Consider the following 20887-nt stretch of genomic DNA (forward strand, 5'->3'; position numbering starts at 1 on the left):
TTGATAGGGCTTTTATGTTTTACCTTTGATAACCAATTTTTGTTCCAAAACGAGTGGAAAATTTAAAAAAATATATACTTGCAATCGAATCATCCTGTGATGACACCTCTGCTGCGGTACTTTGCGATACAAAAGTACTGAGCAATGTGGTAGCTACCCAAGAAATTCACAAGCAATATGGGGGGGTTGTCCCAGAATTGGCCTCAAGGGCACATCAGCAAAATATTGTTCCCGTGGTACACCAAGCCTTGGCCAAGGCAAATATCGATAAAAAACAACTATCTGCCATAGCATTTACACGTGGCCCTGGACTTATGGGCTCCTTATTGGTAGGGACTTCTTTTGCCAAGTCGTTGGCATTGGGTCTGGACATACCTTTGATTGAGGTCAACCATATGGAAGCGCATATTTTGGCCCATTTTATTGATGATGAAAACCAGGTCGCACCAACATTTCCGTTTTTGGCCATGACCATTAGCGGAGGGCATACACAAATTGTAAAGGTCACAGATCATTTTACTATGGAAGTATTGGGCGAAACCTTGGACGATGCGGTGGGTGAGGCTTTCGACAAAAGTGCCAAATTGATGGGCCTTCCCTATCCCGGCGGACCATTGATAGATAAATATGCAAAGCTGGGCAACTCGAATGCTTTTGCATTTCCCAAACCAAAAGTGGATGGGCTGAACTTTAGTTTTAGCGGGCTCAAAACAAGCATATTATATTTTTTACAGCGCGAAACCCAAAAAAATCCGGATTTTGTTCAGCAAAACATCAATGATATTTGTGCTTCGGTTCAATTTACCATTTTAGAGATTTTAATGGACAAGCTGCAATTAGCTGTTGACCAGACGGGTATCAAGCAGATTGCCATAGGAGGAGGTGTTGCGGCCAATTCCGGAATACGGGAAAGGCTCAGAGATGCAGAGGAAAAGTTGGGCTGGCAAACCTTTATTCCTAAATTTGAGTATTGCACGGACAACGCCGCAATGATCGGCATTGTTGGTTACCTTAAGTTTAACAAAGGGATTTTTACCGAGCAAAGTATTGCTGCCAAAGCGCGTTATGCCATAGGCAGCTAATTATTTAAACCGTAGCTATGCAGCTTTTTTACAATCCAACATTGGACAATAGTGCCAAGCAGTTTATTTTTCCTCCGGACGAAAGCAAACACATTGTCAGGGTCCTTAGAAAATCCGAAGGTGACACAGTGCACATTACCAACGGCAAAGGATATTTGTTCGAGGCCGAAATTCTCGAAGCCGATCAAAAAAAATGTAGGGCACGTATTACTTCACAACGCAAATCAATTCCAAAAAGATACAAACTGCATATGGTGGTCGCTCCAACCAAAATAAACGACCGCTATGAATGGTTCTTGGAAAAAGCCACGGAAATAGGTGTGGATGAGATCACCCCTATAATTTGCGATCATTCTGAGCGAAAGACCATCAAATTGGAACGCATGGAACGTGTATTGCAAGCGGCAATGAAACAATCTTTGCAAACCGTGCTACCCCAAATAAACCCACCCATTTCTTGCAAGGAGTTTTTGGAACGGGACAATACGGTTGGCTACAGATTTATTGCCCATTGCCAAAATGGTGACAAAATGGAATTAAAACGTAGGGTAATCGCCGACAACGATGCCACCATACTGATTGGTCCCGAAGGTGATTTTTCAAAAGAAGAGATTGATTTGGCCAAGGAAAAAGGGTATGTCCCCATCTCATTGGGAAGAAATAGGCTCCGCACCGAAACGGCAGCTATCGTGGCATGTACCACAGTGGCCATTATTAATAACTAAAAGAAGAAACAGCCCTACTGTCAAAAAAGAGATGGCAATATACATTGGGTGGGGATATCATGAATCCATATTCTTTACCAAAAACCGGATAAAAATTTTAAATACCGATAATTTTTTTGAGATTTCATGGTTTTTGCTTAATTTTTAACGAATGGTTTTAAAATAAAATCAGTTTTTAATTCGGACAGCATATGAAAAGAATAAAAATCAAATGGGGAGTTTTCTTTAGCGGGGGCGGACGTTGTGCGAATGACTGCTTGAACCTATTGGTGAATAATTATTTTGACCACCATTATATCGATTGTGTTGTCACTTCTGGTCAAAAGACTGACAATATCAAAAATTTTGAGAAGCATCAAATTGAAGTTATTGACGAGAACCCAAAAAATTATAGCTCAATTGAAGAATATCAAACATGGCTTTCCAACGTTTTAAAGGACAGAAATATTGATTATTTGTTCCTTCTCGGATACAAGTACAAAATAAGGCCGACTTTATTAGCTGCTTTTCCTAACAGAATTCTCAATATCCATCCATCATTGCTACCCGCATTTAAAAATACTCAGACTGCCATTCAAGATGCAATTAGATTAGGCGTGAAGGTTTCCGGCGTCACCACACATATAATCGATGATAAAATAGACGAAGGAGTCATTATTGACCAAGAACCAGTCAGGTTAAATCACGCGGATTCCTTTTCTAAAATTGATATTGCATATAACGAGGCCGGAAAAATACTTATCGAACGTACTTTACGTTTTGTTCATGCCAATCACGACCAAGTCAATTATTTGCAAAATAATATCGATATACAAGAGGGACTCCCCAATTCGGCATAAGATTCAGGAAAATACTCACGCATACACATGAAACCATCCATGGCAGTAACTTTTATCTCGAACATGGAATTGGGATTTGCAAATCAAACGCAAACGCTATTCGTCCTGTAATCAATCCTTCTATTTAATGAAATCTGTCGATTTCAATCACAAAAATTTTATTAACTGCATCGGAACTATCTGAACTTCTGTAGCACATAGTTTTTAGCGCCACGAATGAATACCTTATTTTTGAAGGAGGATAAGCTGCCTTAGTATGAGAAATTTCACTTGCATGATAAGCTTTTTGGTTTTTTTTATGGCATTTTCCATAAATGCCCAACAAATTGCCATACTCAAATATGGTGGAGGTGGCGATTGGTATTCTAATCCAACGGCCTTGCCCAACCTGATTCAGTTTTGCAATAGCAATATCGATACCAAGATCAACCCGGAGCCGGAAACTGTGGAAGCCGGGAGTGTTTCTATTTTCAAATATCCTTTCTTGCATATGACCGGGCACGGCAATGTTTTTTTTAATGATGAAGAAGTTCTAAATCTGAGGACATATCTTTTATCGGGCGGCTTTTTGCATATTGATGACAATTACGGTATGGAGCCATACCTAAAAAGAGAACTGGTAAAGGTGTTCCCCGACAAGCAACTTGAAGAACTGGGCGCCGACCATCCCATATTTTCGCAAAAGTTCAACTTTCCCGATGGACTGCCCAAAATACACGAACACGATGGAAAACGACCCCAGGCCTTTGGTATTTTTGACCAAGGTAGACTGGTGTTGCTCTACACCTACGAATGTGACCTTGGAGATGGTTGGGAAGACTCCACGGTGCACAACGACCCCGAGGAGGTACGGTTACAAGCGCTGCAAATGGGTGCCAATATTGTGCAATATGCATTTAAAAGTTAATCGATGAACGCAAAAACAATTGCCAACGGAATATTGAGGGCCGTAGCCATACTGGCAGGAGTCGTACTTCTATGCTGGTTTTTTTACAAAATACAATCGGTACTCGCCTATTTGGTCATTGCGGCCGTTTTAGCTTTGCTGGGAAGGCCCGTTGTATTGTTTTTACGAAGAAGACTTAAATTTCCCAATACCTTGGCAGTTGTGGCCACTATGCTGTTTATGTTATCTATATTTTTAGGCATTCTGGCACTTTTGATCCCGCTGGTAGCAGAACAGAGCAAGAATCTATCTTTGTTGGACATCGAAGCGCTTAAAGGTGATTTGAATACGCTCTACATCCAAACTTTGGAATACTTTGGAGCCTCCACCGGAAACGTCAATAATTTGTTGAGCGAATCCAAGATCGAGGAAAATATGTTGAAAGGATTGGACTTGCGCTTTATACCCGACTTCCTTAATTCAATTGTCAACACTTTGAGCAATTTTAGCGTCGGCCTTTTCTCCGTAATCTTTATTTCGTTTTTCTTTTTGAAGGATAGTAAATTGTTGCAAAATGGAATCTTGACCTTTGTTCCGAATAACAAAGAAAGCAACTTGGTAAAGTCCATTGATAAAATCAATAATCTGCTCGCCAGATACTTTGCCGGAATCTTGTTGCAACTTTTTATTCTCTTCGTAATTTACACGATTTCATTATTCGTTGTAGGGGTAGAAAATGCCATTGTAATTGCGTTCCTCTGCGCACTCTTCAACATCATTCCGTACATAGGCCCGATCATCGGTGGAGTAACTATGATCACCTTAACTATGACCAGTTTTATAGATTCGGATTTTAGCACCGTGATTCTACCCAAGGCCCTGTATGTTTTTATAGGTCTGACGGTGGGGCAATTGATCGATAATTTCTTTTCCCAACCCTTGATTTTTTCGAAAAGTGTTAAATCCCATCCTTTGGAAATTTTCTTGGTCATCATTATTGCAGGGCTACTTTTTGGGGTGGTGGGCATGGTGATTGCCGTACCTGGATATACTGCTATCAAAGTTATTTTAAAGGAGTTTTTAGCTGAAAATTCCTTTGTGAAAAAATTGACCAAAAACTTATAGTTTTAGCTTGAATAAAACTATATTAAATACTGGGCCACAAGATTATATAAATAAAAATATTGATGGTGACATCATGTCAGTTTTGCTTGGAAAACCAAATTTTGATGGTATTTCCCAAAAAGAATTGGCGAAACAGATTGAAGCCAAAAGAAAGTGCAAGGACAAGCTATCTACATGGTTTCTCACAGATAAAATTTACTACCCAGACAAGCTCAATATCGAACAAACCAGTTCGGAAACTACAGCAGCGTACAAAGCTCAGATTGTAGACGGAAAATCACTCATTGACCTTACGGGGGGCTTTGGTGTGGACAGCTACTTTTTTTCCAAAAAAATAGAGACTGTTTTGCATTGTGAAATCAATCCGGAATTGAGTGCAATTTCATCCCATAATTTTAAAGTTTTAGGACAAGAAAACATTGAATGTTTCCCTGAAGACGGCATATCATTTTTAAAAAAATCAACCAGAAATTTTGATTGGGTTTACGTGGACCCATCACGAAGAAGTGAAAAAAAGGGAAAGGTATTTTTACTCGAGGACTGCCTCCCAAATTTACCTGAAAACCTCCCTCTACTTTTTGATAAAACACAGAACATCTTGGTGAAAACTTCCCCACTTTTGGATATTAAAATGGGGATTGAAACATTGGATTTCGTAAAAGAGGTTCATGTAGTAGCAGTTCAAAATGAGGTAAAGGAATTACTGTTTATTTTGGAAAAAGGCTATACGGGGAGCATCCAGATAAAAAGCATCGATTTACGACCAGAGCAAAATAATGGGTTCAACTTTTTATGGGAAGAAGAACCACATATCCAAGTACATTATGGGGAACCCGCTTCCTATTTATACGAACCCAATGCGGCCATCTTAAAATCCGGTGGATTCAAATCCGTAGCAAAAGCCTATAACTTAAAAAAGTTACATCCCCACTCACATTTATACGCATCCGATGAATTGATGGACTTTCCGGGAAGAAGATTTAAAATTCAACTGGTACTCCCCTATTCCAAAAAGTCGTTGAAATCAATGGGAGTATCAAAGGCAAATATTACCACCCGTAACTTTCCCTTATCCGTTGCTGAGATCAGAAAAAAACACAAAATAAAAGATGGTGGCAGTCGCTATCTATTCTTTACTAGATCCATCAACGATGCACTATTGGTTTTGGATTGTAAAAAAGTGGTTGACTAATCCAAGTCTTCAAGCCAGTCAAAAAGTAGGTTGGTCCAGTTTTTAAGTTTCTCATCATGCAAGGCCAAAGCAAAACCATGTCCTCCTGTAGGATAAACGTGCATAGTGGCAGGCACCTTGTGTTTTCGCAAAGCATAAAAAAACAGCGTGGTATTCTCAACCGGTACCGCATCATCGTCCATTGCATGTAGTAAAAATGTAGGTGGTGTTTCCTTATTGACATGTTTTTGGTTGGAGAGATAATCCACTTCCGCTTCGGTTGGATTCTCCCCAATCAACGAAGCTCTTGAGCCTGAATGCGTACTAGGTGCTCCAAGTGTAATCACAGGATAGATCAAGGCCATAAAATCCGGCCTTGCCGATAAATAATCTGCATCATCCTGCGGTTCATAAACCTTATCCTTGTAATGCGTTCCCAATGTTGAGGCCAAATGACCTCCAGCAGAAAACCCCATGATCCCAATTTTACCCAATGCAATGTTCCACTCTTTGGCATTGGACCTCACCAATCTGATGGCACGTTGTGCATCTTGCAAAGGAACGACATTCTTATCTTTGGTGATGGATTTGGACCAAGGCAAACGGTATTTTACCACAATACCGGCTATTCCCTTTGCATTTAACGCCTTGGCGATATCAGTGCCCTCCCAATCATAGGCCAAACCGTGATATCCACCTCCAGGAAAAATAACCACTGCCTGCCCTGTCGCAGTCCTTTTTGTGGGCAGATACACTTCCAACGTCGGTTTTTGGACATTGGTAATCCAAACAATCCCATCTTCGGTAAGTTCCACCACTTCTTTTTCGGCGGTCTCTTTTTGATTTGGAACACTTTTCGGCCATAACGGCAAAATGTTATTTTGTGCAGACATTCCAATTGAAATTAAGGCAATGAGCAAGGATAGTTTTCTAGATGCTTTCATTCTGATTACGTTTTGATCAATCGTTACATTCCCACTTAAAATTGGCCACAGGATCATTGGATGCCGAGGAAAGGTTATAGTGCCACCATTCTGTTCTGATAGACCAGAATCCATGTGCTTCCATGGTCTCTTTCAACAACTTCCTGTTATCCAATATCTCTTTCGGTAAATCCATGTTATCGTGATAAGCTCTTTTTCCGAAGTAATCAAAATCAGTTCCCATATCAAGTTCATTCCCACCTAAATCCACTAATGTAATATCTACAGCACCACCTTTATTATGGATGGAACCCTTATCGGGATTCGCTACATATTGCGGGTTCGGTACAATCTCCCACATTTTGTATTGGACAGAGTTGGGGCGATAACAATCAAAAAACTTGATTCTCACTCCCTGCTCCATAAAATCCTTATTGGCCTCGATTAAAGCCTTAGCCGTTTTTACTCGGGTATAGCACTCAGCACAATCATATACTTTGGCCTTTAAAAAATTGTTCTCGGTCGCGTAGCGCATGTCATAGGCAAAATCTTCACTAAAATCAGCCAATCGAACAAAAGTGGTATCCGCCAAGCCTTCAAATGTTTTCAAAGCAGGTTTCGCTTCTTGTACTATTGTGTCCTTAGGAACTGAATCCAGAATTATTTTGGTTTCAGCTTGAACTGCATGACTTTTATCCGTTTTAGGTTTTTGTCGACAACTTGTAATCAAAAGAAGCCCTAAAAGAAAGATTGAATATTTCATTTGTCTTAATTCATTCGTTTTTTATTGGCAAACCATGTGTATAAAGAGTCTGTCTTGTAGGCCCTTCCCCATGCATTATGACCAACACCCTGGTATCTGGTGTAACGGACATCGCGTCCCATTTCACGTAGCTTTTCGACCATTTTATCGGATTCCTCCACATCAATCACATCATCTCGGTCGCCATGGAAAACCCAGATGGGCATATCCTTGTCTATCCAATGCGCATAAGGTAAAGGTGTCATTCCACAGACCACGGCCATGGCTGCAAACTTATCCGGATATTGGGTCGCCAACTCCCAAGAGGCACTTCCACCCCTACTCAAGCCTGTCAAGTAAATTCTATTTTTGTCCACCCTATTGGCATCGACTACGGAATCCAACAATTTAACAACAGCATCCGTGTTCCACCATTTTTTGGCATGGGAATTTTGAGGAGCCAATATTAAAAAGGGGAATTGTTTGCCTTCGACCAGCATTTTGGGCGGTCCTGTATCCTTGATTTCCTCGACATCCCTTCCGGACTCCCCACCTCCATGCAGAAAGAGCAATAGTCCAAAATCATCTTCGGAATCAAAATAATCCTCTGGATAATAGAGGTAATATTTAATATTTTCCCGGGTGACCGTTTCAAACTCATCCTGTACCAAATGGGATTGTGCGGCACAACCCTGAAGCATCAAAATGGCGGCTGAAAGTATTAGCCTAAAAGGTTTCTTTTGCATGGTGCCCGCAAGTTACAAAAGTTTATCGGCGATATCCTTCCACGAATTGGCACGCTCAAATGCTGTAACCTCGGTATTGTGCGGAGATGTAAACATAATGGATCTGCCGTCAAAAGGTCCAAGGTTCTTGCTACGGTCGTCGATAAGGACATCTCCTTTTAAAACGTGCTTGTTACCACACAAGATTCGATTTTGCCATGGGATAAACGGGAAGAATTCATCCAACCAATCCGATTTTTCCCTTAGCGATTGTGGAAACTCCATGGCGGCAGAGGCAATGTACACGTCGTACTTTTTGGTCAATTCCTTCAGTACCTCCTGGCTCCCTTCAATTACCTTCAAACCGGCAAAAAAACCGTCGCGATGGGTATGTTCTTTTATGGATTGTTGATGTGCTTCAGGAACAACTTGCCAAAACTCTTTACCATAACATGCATCAACTTTTATTTGCGCGTTGAATTCTTGATTATAAATATCCAAATGAGCGTGGTATGCGTCTGCAATAACCTCGTCCATATCTACAAAAATTGTCATGTATTGTCTTTTTTTGTGAAGTACGGTAAAACTCTGCAATAATTAAAATCATCCCGCTAAATCTATTATTAACGTCAATGGATTTCTTAAAAAGACTCGTTGCTTTCTTAAAATTTCACAAGAATTTGTCCATCATTTAACCAAACCATATCGCTAAATTTTAAATTAAAAAAATAACAGTTACCTTCACACAACAAGATTATTAAAAGCGCAAACATTGCGTTTTTTTGCTAAAAACCAACCTTACATGTTGCCCAAAGGAAACTTTCCTGAAAAAGTCTATTTAAATGGTAAAATAGTATCTGCTGAAGACGCCAAAATATCGGTTTTTGACCGCGGATTTCTGTTTGGGGATGGTATTTACGAAGTAATGGTGCAGTTGGAAAATGGTCTTTTCTATAAAAAAGCACACCTAGATAGACTACAAGACAATCTGAATAAAATTGGAATCCAATACAACGTCAAGGAAATTGATTATAATTTGGAAGTACTGCTTAAAGCTTCCAATTTGACGGACCAGTCTTGTTTGATTTACATACAAGTAACCCGCGGGGTGGCTCCAAGAAAACACTCATACCCCAAAGGTGTTCCTCCAAGCGTGATGATGTATGCCCTACCCTACAGTCTCCCGCACATAAATCCTAAAAACATGAAAGCCATTTTGGAACCTGATTTTAGATGGCATCGATGCGATATTAAATCCATTTCATTGTTGGGCAATATCATGACCAATGAATCGGCGATGAACGCAAATACCAATGAGGCTGCTTTAGTAAGAGATGGTGTCATATCCGAAGGTTCGCACACCAATATCTTTTTTGTGAAAGATGGCACTGTTCTCACACATCCGGCCAACGAACATATTTTGAACGGCATTACAAGAAAGATTGTACTAAAACTTTGTAGTGACCTTGATATACCTATAAAGGAGAAACCCATTGCTGAAAACGAAATTGAACATATGGACGAGGCCTTTTTTACAGGCACAACCACTCAAGTGGCTTCTATAGCCCAACTGGGTTCCCTTACCTTTTATAAGAATGATGAAATTGGCAAAGTCACTCGAAAACTGCAAGAAGCGTTTGCACAACTCAGAGAAATAAACACGGCCGATATTACTTTATAAATAACCACTTAATTATGACCAAAATTAATTCCAACACACTTTTTAAAACACTATTGGGAGTATGCTTGCTATGGGTTCTCTCTTGTGGCAACCAAGATACCTATGACGTCTTGATTTTAAACGGCAACGTCTACGATGGCAAAGGTGGAGACCCAATAGTTACCGACATTGCCATCAAAGACTCCATGATTGTTGCTTTGGGAGAATTCGACAATGCCAAAGCAAATAAAATAATTGATGCCTCTGGATTAGCTGTTTCACCTGGTTTTATTGATATGCACACCCATATTGAGCCTATCATGGAGCTAAACTCTTGCGAGAGCCATGTTCGGCAAGGGGTTACCACATCATTGGGTGGGCCGGACGGAAACTCGCCCTATCCCCTCAAACCTTATATGGATAGTCTCCAAAATAAAGGTGTTGGAATGAATGTGGCTTATCTAGTTGGGCATAACACCATTCGAAGAAATATTATGGGGCTTGAAAATAGAGCACCAACAGCAGAAGAGCTCAAAGCCATGGAAGCTGAAGTGGACAGTGCAATGAAAGATGGTGCCTTTGGCATCTCAACAGGTTTAAAATACCTACCCGGAGCCTTTTCCAAAGTGGATGAAGTCATTAGTCTTTCCAAAGTAGCTTCAAACTATGGCGGGATTTATACATCACACCTAAGAGAAGAAGGTCTGGGGCTATTTGATGCCGTTGCCGAAGCCATTCAAATTTCCGAAGAAGCCGATATACCCGTCGTTTTGACTCACCATAAAGCCATTGGAAAACCTATGTGGGGAAAAAGTGCGCGAACCCTGGCCATGGTGGATTCCGCTAGGGCCAAAGGACTTGACATTAAAATGGACCAATATCCCTATGCAGCGAGTTACACTGGGATATCAGTTTTAATTCCCAGTTGGGCAAGAGCTGGCGGACAAGAAGCCTTTGAGGAACGCGTTGCAGACCCCGTATTGAGAGACAGTATAAAAAATGGCATTGTTTTCAATATCCTTAATGATCGGGGAGGTTCCGATTTGGACAGGGTGCAATTTGCGAAAGTGGAATGGCAGCCGGAACTGGAAGGAAAAACATTGAAATACTGGTGCGAACAAAACGACTTGGAACCATCGGTGGAAAATGGTGCCGATATGGTCATTAAAGCGCAATTGAACGGTGGCGCCTCTTGTGTTTTCCACGCCATGGCCGAAGAAGATGTAGAACGCATCATGAAGCATCCGTTTACCATGATAGGTTCAGACGGTAGATTGGTAGAACCCGGTATGGGTCACCCGCACCCTCGGTGGTATGGAACCTTCCCAAGGGTGCTTGGCCGTTATGTTCGGGAGAAAAACACCTTGGAATTAAGCGAAGCTATTCGAAAAATGACCTATTTGCCAGCGCAAAGCCTTAACTTATCCGACCGCGGTTTAATTAAAGAAGGATTAAGGGCAGATATTACCATCTTTAATCCAGAAACTGTTATTGACAAAGCTACTTTTGAAAAACCACATCAATATTCCGAAGGTATCGAATTTGTAATCGTGAACGGGGGCATGGCAGTTGACAACGGTGAATTCAAGGATATAAAATCAGGAATAGTATTAAGAAAACAATAGACCAATATCATGAGAAGGAAACATATTACACTAAGCATTTTAATGCTAACAGGCATCTTGAGCCAGACAGTTTTGGCTCAAGAAAATACAGAGATCAACAAAAAATACACCAAGGAAGTGGAACGATTGGCCAAGAAAAAACAGGTCAAAGAAGCCTTTGGCCATATCAAAGCACAAATGGACCAAACCACGGAGGACCTCATTACATTAACCGAAATATTGGCCCCTCCTTTCATGGAAGATGAAAGAGGTAAGGTATTTGCCAAAATGTTAGAAGATGCTGGCGTGGACAGCCTTTGGACAGACCAAGTCGGGAATGTAATCGGGTTGAGAAAGGGAACCTCTGGCGAATCGGGCTATGTAGGTGTGGATGCACACTTGGATGTTGTTTTCCCCGAAGGAACCGATGTAACTGTTAAAAAAGTAGGCGATACCCTAAAAGCACCAGGTATCGGTGATGACACCCGAGGGCTTGCCATGTTAATCAGTATGCTCAAAGCTATGAACAAAGCAGATATTAAAACTGAGAAAGACTTATTAATTGTGGGCACAGTGGGCGAAGAAGGTTTGGGCGACCTGCGCGGTATGAAATATATGTTCAACGAATCTGGATTGGATATCGAATCTTGGATTGCCATTGACGGAGGCAGTCTGGGGAGAATCAGCAATGCCGGATTGGGATCCAAACGCTATAAATTGATGATTAAAGGTCAAGGCGGCCATTCCTGGGGTGCTTTTGAATTGGCCAATCCACATCATGCCTTGGGAAAGGCCATAGACATCTTTTCTGAAGCGGCATGGGATTATACCTCTGGAAACACTCCAAAAACAAGCTTTAATGTAGGTAGAATTGGAGGTGGAACTTCGGTTAACTCTATTCCATTCGAATCTTGGATGGAAGTGGATATGCGTGCCATCGATCCAAAAAATCTTGACGAAATCGAAATCATTTTCAAAGAATCCGTGGAAAAAGCCATTTCTGAGTACAATGCCAGTGGTGTACGTGGCGAGGTAACCTACGAACTCATTAAAATTGGGGATAGGCCATCAGGAGAATTACCTGCTTCCCTCCCCTTGATCCAGAGAACTATGGCAGCTACCAAACTTTTTGGTGAGACACCGGAATTAGGACGAGGGTCAACCAACATCAACATACCTGTTTCCAAAGGAATACCAGCGGTATGTATCGGTCGTGGCGGTCAAGGTGGCGGAGCGCATTCTTTGCACGAATGGTATCTGAACGATGAAGAAAGTGATGAATCCATTCAATTGGCCTTGTTGATTGCATTGTCACAAGCAGGTCTAGCCAAATAAGGGAATCATGAAGTTGTTTCCAAAAGTATTTTTCGGGCTCGTCTTTATTTTCTGTACTTCGATAAGCGCTCAACTAAGTGAAGAGCAATGGGCCAAAATAGATAGTTTGTTCTTGCAATGGAACAAGCCCAATCATCCCGGTGGAGCCATTGCCATAATGCAAGGCAATGATTTGGTTTTTTCCAAAGCGTACGGTTTGGCCAGTATGGAATATTTAGTCCCAAACACTATCGGGACTAGATTCAATGTAGCTTCCGTATCCAAGCAATTCAGTGCATTGGGCATTGTAAAGCTGCACTTGGCAGGTAAACTTTCCATAGATGAAACGGTAGACAACTATATTGATGGTCTTGCGCCTTTTGGGAGTGAAATCACCATCAGGCATATACTTCATCATACCAGCGGATTACGAAGTCTTCATGCCCTTTTTGGATTAGCTGGTTGGCGCGGTGATGATGCAAGGACCAATGCAGACCTGGATAGAATCATTGCTAAGCAAAGTGAACTCAACTTTGAACCTGGTTCGGAATATATGTACTGCAACACGGGCTACATGTTCTTGGCCAACATCATTGAAGAAGTCACGGGCATATCCTTTGTGGATTATATGAAAGAAGAAGTTTTCATTCCTCTAGGGATGAACGACACCTATGTTGAGCCTGATTACGACGGCATTGTTCCAAACAACGCGACTTCGTACAACCAAACATCGGATGGTTTTGTCCGGTCTGTGGAATATTGGGGCTATGTCGGGTCTGGAAACATGCACACCACAACAGATGACCTGCTCAAATATTTGAAAAATTATTATGATCCATTACCTGGGTGGAAAGCTGCATTCGATACCATGCAGACCCTTGACCCACTCAATGATGGTAGCTTTAATAAATATGCCTTTGGGGTTAATGTTGATAAGCTGTTTGGTAAAAAACGAGTAAGCCATGGCGGTTCCATTGGTGGCTTTAGGGCCAATGTTGCTGTTTTTCCAAACGAAAAGACCAGCATTGCCATTATTACTAACTTTTCAAGTTCAGGAGCTGGAAGAAAATCCAATCAAATTACAGAAATCCTTTTTGAAGAGACTACATCAAACAAAGATTTGAAAGTGGCAAAGGTTTCCAAGAAGAAGATGGATTCCTATACAGGTATGTATTGGGATGATGAAACCTATTCCCAACGGATGTTAACCACGGGCGGAGATACGCTATACATCGGTAGAAATCCTTTTTTACCTGTACAGGATGATGAGTTTGTTGCCGTTCAATCTGGAAATGATACTAGAATCCAGTTTGAAAACGGAACCATGACCATTTATCCTGAAAGTGGGAAACCCATGGTATTTTCAAAATTCGAGGAAGAAGAATTGACCAAAGCCTTGGCCCAGGAATATGTTGGCACCTATTTTAGCCCCGAAATTGAAACGGCTTACTCCATTCATTATGAAGAGGGTGAGTTCTACGCCCATCATATTCGGCATGGAAAAATACCATTGAAGCAAAAAAAGAAAGATCTTCTGGAGGGAAAACACCCTGTGTCATACATAAAATTCAAAAGAGAAAATGGAAAAACCAAAGGGATATGGATATCCAACGGCAGGGTCCGTAACCTTTGGTTTTCGAAAACCGAATAACAAAAATCAACCACTATGAGACCATTTTTTATCCTTATAATGCTTTGCACCCTAAGCTTGGGAGCACAAACATTCCCAGATAGAGTCTGGCATTCAGCAACGGAAGAAGAAGCACAGCCATGGCAGAACGATAAATCCCAAGCTTTTAGGGAATATTTGATCGACAGTACGAAAATTACAGGATTGATGATTGTGCATAAGGGAAAGGTGGTGTTCGGTTTTGGTGACTTGGAAGAACTGAGTTACGTAGCTTCTTGCCGAAAAAGTGTGTTGTCGATGTTGTACGGTCAATATGTGGAGGATGGTACTATCGATTTGAGCAAAACCATCAAAGAATTGGGGATTACCGATGTGGAAGGCATTCTCCCCATAGAAGAAAAGGCTACGGTCAAAGACATTGTTTCTGCTAGATCTGGAGTCTACCATCCGGAAGGATACCCTGGAGGTATGCAGGAATATGCGCCTGAACGAGGCTCGGTGGAACCAGGCTCCCATTGGTTGTACAGTAATTGGGATTTTAATGTTGCGGGCTACATATTTGAACAGGAAACTGGCACAAATATCTACGACGAAGTAGAACGCCAATTGGCCAATCCATTACATATGCAGGACTGGGACCGCTCCGTTCAACACAAACAGGGGAACACTTCCATTTCCAAATATTTAGCCTATCCCATGTGGTTTTCTACAAGAGATATGGCCCGTTTGGGATTATTGATGCTAAACAAAGGTAAATGGAAAGATACACAAGTAATAAGTAATGCTTGGGTGGATGAAATGCTCAAAACAAGAACCAGCCATGAAGAGTTAAACCAAAATGTTCCCGTATTTCAAGGTAGCGGTGTTAATTATGGGTATGGCTATATGTGGTGGTTATGGCAAAATGTTGATGACAAACGTTTTGAAGGGGCTTATTCCGCCAAGGGAGCCATGGGGCAAAACATTACCGTATACCCTGCTATTGAAACAGTTTTGGCCTTTAAGACCAAAGCCGCATATCGAAGAGCCAATGCATCCCAGATCAGGATCAATGTTGCCAAAAAGGCTGCTGAAATCTTCGATATGCAGCAATAATTTTATTAATAGAAAGGGAGTTAATTGGTTTTGGTGAATACCAAGACCTTACCCCTATTCTGAGTTACCACAATATAAGGGTTACCGCCATTGGCCCTTTCCACTTGTACCATATCTTTTGCATCTCCGGTGACCTTAAATCCGCTTTCCTCTGCATTTTTGAATGTAAATCCGCCATTGTTATCCCCGAGTAGAACGCCACCGTTAAATGCGTCATATCTTCCTATAAAGGCTTCATTGCCGAAGTCGTTGCCAATCATCAACACATCAGTAGTGGTATTACCGGCCGCTTGGGTGGTAATCATACATTTTATGGGCGCTAATTGTGTTTGCCATGGAAGTTGGCCCATCTTGAACTGTCCGTTTCCATCATTCTCAAAATAGGTGGTTTGATCGTGATTGGCTATTAATTCATCGGCATTTTCCAGTTCTTCGGGGGTAAAAAGACCACTTTTAGTGGTAGTGGCATACTCTCTAAAGTAATTAAACTTTTTACGGAACATAGGGCTTTGCCCTATAAGGTCTCCCCAAAAGCTAACCGGGTAGGGCTTAAAGGTGGAATCTTCAAAATCACTTTTAAAATAAGCAAACAATACCGGGTCAATTGCTCCATTGTTGTCAAAATCCTTGGCCAACATGGTGACCGGTCTTTCCGGTGAAGGATTGTACAGGTTGTTCTTCCCCAAATTTCCAGCAATTAGATCCACATCGCCATCGCCATCAAAATCTTTCGCGAGAACGCATTCCCACCAACCGGACAATTGCTGCATACCTGTTTGGTCCAACTGCTGAAAGGAATCCTTCTTGTTCATAAAAATGGTAACGGGCATAAACTCGCCGACCAAAACAAGGTCCTTCAAATTATCCTGATCCAAATCGGCCCAAATAGCATCGGTGATCATTCCCGGGTTTCGTAACGCTTTGCTATACATATCGGTCACATCTACCAGTGTGCCGTTTTCGTTTTTCAACAAATAGCAATCATCTGGTTTGGGATATTGGGAAAACGGGGTACGGCCACCAACGAAAAGATCCACAAAACCGTCACCATCAAAGTCTTCTGCTGTCACAACTGAACCACTTGAGTTTATGCTTGGCAACTCATCCATTGCCCTCACGAATTTTCCGTTGCCCTGATTGATCATCAGGTAATCTTGATAGTAGGGCGAATCCAAATCGAATTCATTACTGCCTGCAACCATATAGATATCGAGGTCGCCATCATTTTCCAAATCAAAAAGTGAAATACTGGTCTCTTCCCGCATTCTATTCTCTTCATCATCGAACAAGGGAGTACCGGTAAATGAACCTTTCGCGTCTTGCATAAAGATCATTGGAGAATGGCCAGAAGAGCTTCCTATGATAAAATCCTCAAATCCATCACCATTTAAATCCCCTTTTGCAATGCGGGGACCATTTTGGGTCAGTTTATGGGGTAAGGTAGGCTGCACATAAAAATCGGCCTTATCGGTTTCCTCGTGGACATAATTAACGCCAACCTCCTCTGATATTTCCTGATATAGGGGGTTGGATTGTTTTGGTGCCAACGGAAATGCCAATTGTTTACCATTTAAGGGTGATGCATCACCATGATTGATTTTTAATGTTTGATTCGTTGGTACATCCGTTAACTTTTGGAATTTCCCGTCCGGCCATACTATTTCGAGAGATGCAATTGATTTTTTTGGTCCCAAACCAAAATGGGCCATTCCCTCCACTGTGGATAAATAACCCCTGTTCAACTGATGTTCGTAATATTGAAAGGTACCGTCCTCAAACCGTATGGCCACCTTGGTGCCCAAAGCCGCCTGATTGTTTGTTGGCCCTTTTAAGTCCAGTTTGAGAAAATTCCTGTCCTTTTGGTTCTCAGCGTCCAGATTATTCTTAAAGACGAATGCCTCGTCGTTAATGTTGTTCACCACATAATCCAAATCTCCATCACCGTCCAAATCGGCAAAAGCAGCTCCATTGGAAAAAGATGGGATGCTCAGCCCCCATTCCTCACCAACATCCTTGAACTGGCCGTTGCCTTCATTTCGGTAGGCGTAATTTGGTATTTTCACCACTGGAATAGAGTCCAATATTTGAGATGGGGTAAGATATTTTTGAACATTAAAGTTGAATTCACCAAAATCGAGGTCGGTAATATCCCTTGGAAAACCATTGGTGATCAAAATATCCTTGCGACCATCATTATCTGCGTCCACAAAAAGTGGTGACCAGCTCCAATCGGTTTTGGCTATTCCGGCCATAAGACCGATTTCACTGTACGGCATATCGGGACCTTGGCCCATCTGAAGCATATTACGCATATATTGATAATCGTACCCATACTTTTCATTCATATAATAATCATTGTACTTGGTTACTTTGATGGTGGTTTTTAGCCTGTAGTTGGTTTCCCCGAGCATGTCCAAGGTAAGAATATCAAGGTAGCCATCGTTATTAAAGTCTGCTATATCGGAACCCATGGAAAATTTACTTTGATGCTTTACAAAGTCACTGATCTTATCGGTAAATGTCCCATCCCCGTTATTGATATACATGATATCGTTGCTCAAGTAATCATTGCTAACATAAATATCGGGCCAACCATCGTAATCCAAGTCGGAAATGGCCACGCCAAGGCCATACCCCTCAATGGTAATACCCGCTTCTATGGTTACATCGGTAAAGGTATTGTCTCCATTATTTCGGTATAAACGGTCGTTGCTCTTGGACGATCCATCGGTGATTTTTTCCCTATAATTTGCAGGTAGAATGTGAATGTCCACATTGTTGAGCACGTAGAGATCCAAGAGGCCATCTTTGTTATAATCTATAAAGGCCGCATTCATGCTGTTACCGGTATCGGCAACGCCATATGCTTTGGCCATCTCTTTAAAAACAGGGACACCGTCATCATCCACGCCTTGGTTTATATATAACATATTGGCCTTTTCTTCAGGGCTTTCGTACATAGCGGCACATATGTAGATATCTAGAAGTGAATCGTTGTTTATATCGATTACCGCTACACCTGTCTTCCATTTATCCGTTGCTTCCACACCGGATGCTTTGGTAGCATCCTTAAATTTAAAATCACCTTGATTTAGATATAGTTTATTGGTTACCTGATTCCCCGTGAAGAAAAGATCGGGTTTATCATCGTTGTTAAAATCCCCAACGGCGACTCCTCCCCCGTTAAAAATATACTCGCTGGTAAGAATGTTGAAACTGTCGGTCTCTACGATTTTATTGTTGAAGGTAATACCGGAATAATCGGATGAAACCTTGGTGAAGAGCGTGTCCTCCTTTTTCTTGGAACAAGAAACCACCAGTAGTGAAGCTAGTGCAATTAAAATATACCTTTTAGTCACAGTGCTGAAGTTTTTTTATGGGTTAGCCAAAATTATTTGATTAGGTGCAATTGGTTGTAAATTGTAAGACCACCGTTTGTGCTCGGGAAATTAAGTCATTTTTAAAACTGACGCACGGTGTCACATATTAAATTTACAAATTCGAATACTGTTGTGGAACGAATTACGATTAATGTTCGATTAAGAACGATTAATTTTTAATTAATAGGAAGTATCCATAATTAAAATAGGTTGCCAAAATGAATTGACAACCTATTTACTTGAATTAAATTAAACTAACTCAGACTACTCATATTATTGCCACAGAGGACTCTGTTCCAACACGCCACCACTTTGGTCAATAGCGTTAATTGGAATTGGGAATAGATCATGCCTTGGTTGGTAAGTCCCAAATTTGGAATCATAACCCGCTTGATCAAAATCTTCTGCTTCATTTTGAATATAGGTGTTAATGGTTTCCATAGCATTGCCCCATCTTCTCAAATCGAACAATCTGTGTCCTTCCATACCAAATTCCAAACGACGTTCAAAACGGATGGCTTGTCGAGCAAAATCCAGACTTCCAAAAGAAGCATATGGTTCTATTTGGTAGTTGGCTGCATCTGCAGTACCATCCACAGTTTGAACATAATTCATATTCTTGGCCCTGTTACGTACACGATTTACATATTCCAATGCCAAAGGCAAATTGGGGCTAGGTTGTTCAACAGCAGCTTCAGCGGCCATCAACAATACATCTGCAAAACGCATTACGTTATAGTTGATACCGGACCAGTCCGATCCCCAACCACCTGTACCGCGTTGGGCATCCACCTCGTCCGCTTGATACATATTCTTCTTAGGCAAATAAGGTCCTGAAATATCGCCAAAGGTTGCCCTTATCCACTCTTTACCAGGGTTTAGACCGAATCCATTGTAATCAATGCCTCTTCGACCAATAGTGTAATCAATACGTGGATCCAATGGTCCTGTATGAGGGGTAAAAGGCTCATCACTGTTGATTCCATAATCATTGGCTACATCAGTTGCAGCGTAGGAATCCAATAATGGCAATCCAGAACCGTCCGTTTGATATGCGTTTGCCAAATCTTGTGTTGGCTGATAAAAACCACAACAGGTTTCCAGAGGTCCGCCTCCAGGGAAGTTTAACGTACCCGCACCATTACCATTAAAAGCACGTCCATCGTCCGCTGCAAACTGAATAGCGAACATGGATTCTGGTCCATTTTCACCTGCAAGGTTAAAGTTGTCCACGAATTGCTCGTTCAAAGAATATGGACCATTATTGATCACATCGTTGAACAATGGCAAGGCTTCTGCATATTTTCCTTGGTACAAGTAAACTTTACCTAAAAAAGCTTTTGCTACCCAAGCATTGGCTCTACCTACGATAATATCGTCGCCCAGCGCAGCAACGGCTGCTTGGAAATCAGCTTCGATCTCCGCCCAAATAGGACCCGGGTTTGGTTGGTTGAACTCTGTATTTACCAAGTTCTCCACAGAAATAAAAGAAGGGTATCCATAAAACTTTTGTAGCTCAAAATTGAAATAACCTCTTAGAAAGTATGCTTCTCCTTCTTGCTGTGTAAAATCACCCTCCTCAATTTGGTTTATCAAATCAAGAACGGCATTTGCACGGTTCACTCCACCATAAAGTGCACTCCATCTTCCCAAAAACCAGTTGTTACCGGTCTGCCAGTCCAAGGTTTCAACTTGAAACAGCGCGGTGTTATCCCCATCGGTACTTCCCCTGTGGGCATCATCGGATACCACATCGGTCCACCAGTTGTCACCACCGGCAGCAACACCTTCTCCCTGTCTACTAATCCGTTCTCCATCCATGGCGGAATAAGCCGCTGTCAACTTTAGGTCAACACCCAAAGCATTTTGCAGCGCTGCATCCGAAAGCGCACCTACGGCAGGCTTTTCCGTGAAATCTTCACTACAGGCCCATAGCAACAGGCCTGCCAGCATTGTTGTAAATAATAACTTCTTCTTTTTCATTTT

The 20887-nt window shown here is 41.6% G+C and carries 17 protein-coding genes; 11 read left to right on the plus strand and 6 right to left on the minus strand.

Translation table 11 applies throughout. The annotated features are described in order from the left end of the window. The first annotated feature begins 53 nt into the window (after positions 1 to 53). From tsaD to J4E06_RS10270, 6 genes are all read left to right on the plus strand, one after another. Positions 54 to 1082 (plus strand): tRNA (adenosine(37)-N6)-threonylcarbamoyltransferase complex transferase subunit TsaD, encoded by a 1029-nt coding sequence (gene tsaD, locus J4E06_RS10245; RefSeq protein ID WP_349523816.1) that lies wholly within the window; start codon positions 54 to 56, stop codon positions 1080 to 1082. Between the two features lie 17 nt (positions 1083 to 1099). Next, on the plus strand, positions 1100 to 1807 hold the full coding sequence (locus J4E06_RS10250) for a 16S rRNA (uracil(1498)-N(3))-methyltransferase (RefSeq protein ID WP_349523817.1): 708 nt from the start codon (positions 1100 to 1102) through the stop codon (positions 1805 to 1807). A gap of 191 nt (positions 1808 to 1998) precedes the next feature. After that, the gene (locus J4E06_RS10255) at positions 1999 to 2646 is read left to right on the plus strand and encodes a formyltransferase family protein (protein ID WP_349523818.1); all 648 of its coding nucleotides are present in this window, start codon (positions 1999 to 2001) and stop codon (positions 2644 to 2646) included. Between the two features lie 298 nt (positions 2647 to 2944). Then, positions 2945 to 3553 (plus strand): DUF4159 domain-containing protein, encoded by a 609-nt coding sequence (locus tag J4E06_RS10260; RefSeq protein WP_349523819.1) that lies wholly within the window; start codon positions 2945 to 2947, stop codon positions 3551 to 3553. A gap of 3 nt (positions 3554 to 3556) precedes the next feature. Beyond that, on the plus strand, positions 3557 to 4657 hold the full coding sequence (locus J4E06_RS10265) for an AI-2E family transporter (RefSeq protein WP_349523820.1): 1101 nt from the start codon (positions 3557 to 3559) through the stop codon (positions 4655 to 4657). Positions 4658 to 4730: 73 nt separating this feature from the next. Further along, positions 4731 to 5849, plus strand: a complete 1119-nt coding sequence (locus tag J4E06_RS10270; RefSeq protein WP_502877346.1) for a THUMP-like domain-containing protein — start codon at positions 4731 to 4733, stop codon at positions 5847 to 5849. Here J4E06_RS10270 and J4E06_RS10275 read toward each other — a convergent pair. From J4E06_RS10275 to J4E06_RS10290, 4 genes are read right to left on the minus strand one after another with little or no spacing between them, the layout of a single operon-like run. Further along, a complete protein-coding gene (locus J4E06_RS10275; protein WP_349523822.1) occupies positions 5846 to 6772 on the minus strand; it encodes an alpha/beta hydrolase in 927 nt (308 codons plus the stop codon). The two genes, J4E06_RS10270 and J4E06_RS10275, sit on opposite strands and share 4 nt — an antisense overlap. A gap of 16 nt (positions 6773 to 6788) precedes the next feature. Further along, the gene (locus J4E06_RS10280) at positions 6789 to 7514 is read right to left on the minus strand and encodes a M15 family metallopeptidase (RefSeq protein WP_349523823.1); all 726 of its coding nucleotides are present in this window, start codon (positions 7512 to 7514) and stop codon (positions 6789 to 6791) included. A gap of 5 nt (positions 7515 to 7519) precedes the next feature. Beyond that, positions 7520 to 8239: a carboxylesterase family protein gene (locus J4E06_RS10285; protein ID WP_349523824.1), complete on the minus strand. Its 720-nt coding sequence runs from the start codon at positions 8237 to 8239 to the stop codon at positions 7520 to 7522. A gap of 12 nt (positions 8240 to 8251) precedes the next feature. Then, positions 8252 to 8773, minus strand: a complete 522-nt coding sequence (locus tag J4E06_RS10290) for a 5' nucleotidase, NT5C type (protein ID WP_349523825.1) — start codon at positions 8771 to 8773, stop codon at positions 8252 to 8254. 247 nt (positions 8774 to 9020) lie between these two features. Here J4E06_RS10290 and J4E06_RS10295 point away from each other — a divergent pair, with 247 nt between their 5' ends. From J4E06_RS10295 to J4E06_RS10315, 5 genes are read left to right on the plus strand one after another with little or no spacing between them, the layout of a single operon-like run. Next, positions 9021 to 9899 (plus strand): aminotransferase class IV, encoded by an 879-nt coding sequence (locus J4E06_RS10295; RefSeq protein WP_349523826.1) that lies wholly within the window; start codon positions 9021 to 9023, stop codon positions 9897 to 9899. 14 nt (positions 9900 to 9913) lie between these two features. Then, complete coding sequence (locus tag J4E06_RS10300) at positions 9914 to 11503, plus strand: N-acyl-D-amino-acid deacylase family protein (RefSeq protein WP_349523827.1); 1590 nt, start codon at positions 9914 to 9916, stop codon at positions 11501 to 11503. A gap of 9 nt (positions 11504 to 11512) precedes the next feature. Further along, positions 11513 to 12817 carry a M20/M25/M40 family metallo-hydrolase gene (locus J4E06_RS10305; protein WP_349523828.1) on the plus strand — a complete coding sequence of 435 codons (1305 nt, stop codon included), beginning with the start codon at positions 11513 to 11515 and terminating at the stop codon, positions 12815 to 12817. Between the two features lie 7 nt (positions 12818 to 12824). Then, a complete protein-coding gene (locus J4E06_RS10310) occupies positions 12825 to 14447 on the plus strand; it encodes a serine hydrolase domain-containing protein (protein WP_349523829.1) in 1623 nt (540 codons plus the stop codon). Positions 14448 to 14462: 15 nt separating this feature from the next. Next, positions 14463 to 15521, plus strand: a complete 1059-nt coding sequence (locus J4E06_RS10315; protein WP_349523830.1) for a serine hydrolase domain-containing protein — start codon at positions 14463 to 14465, stop codon at positions 15519 to 15521. 20 nt (positions 15522 to 15541) lie between these two features. On the opposite strand, the gene J4E06_RS10320 is transcribed toward J4E06_RS10315, so the two are convergent. Further along, positions 15542 to 18880: a VCBS repeat-containing protein gene (locus J4E06_RS10320; RefSeq protein WP_349523831.1), complete on the minus strand. Its 3339-nt coding sequence runs from the start codon at positions 18878 to 18880 to the stop codon at positions 15542 to 15544. 294 nt (positions 18881 to 19174) lie between these two features. Next, positions 19175 to 20884 (minus strand): RagB/SusD family nutrient uptake outer membrane protein, encoded by a 1710-nt coding sequence (locus tag J4E06_RS10325; RefSeq protein ID WP_349523832.1) that lies wholly within the window; start codon positions 20882 to 20884, stop codon positions 19175 to 19177. Between the last annotated feature and the right edge of the window lie 3 nt (positions 20885 to 20887).

The organism is Allomuricauda sp. NFXS6 (assembly GCF_040148835.1).
In the GTDB taxonomy this organism is placed as follows: Bacteria; Bacteroidota; Bacteroidia; order Flavobacteriales; family Flavobacteriaceae; genus Flagellimonas.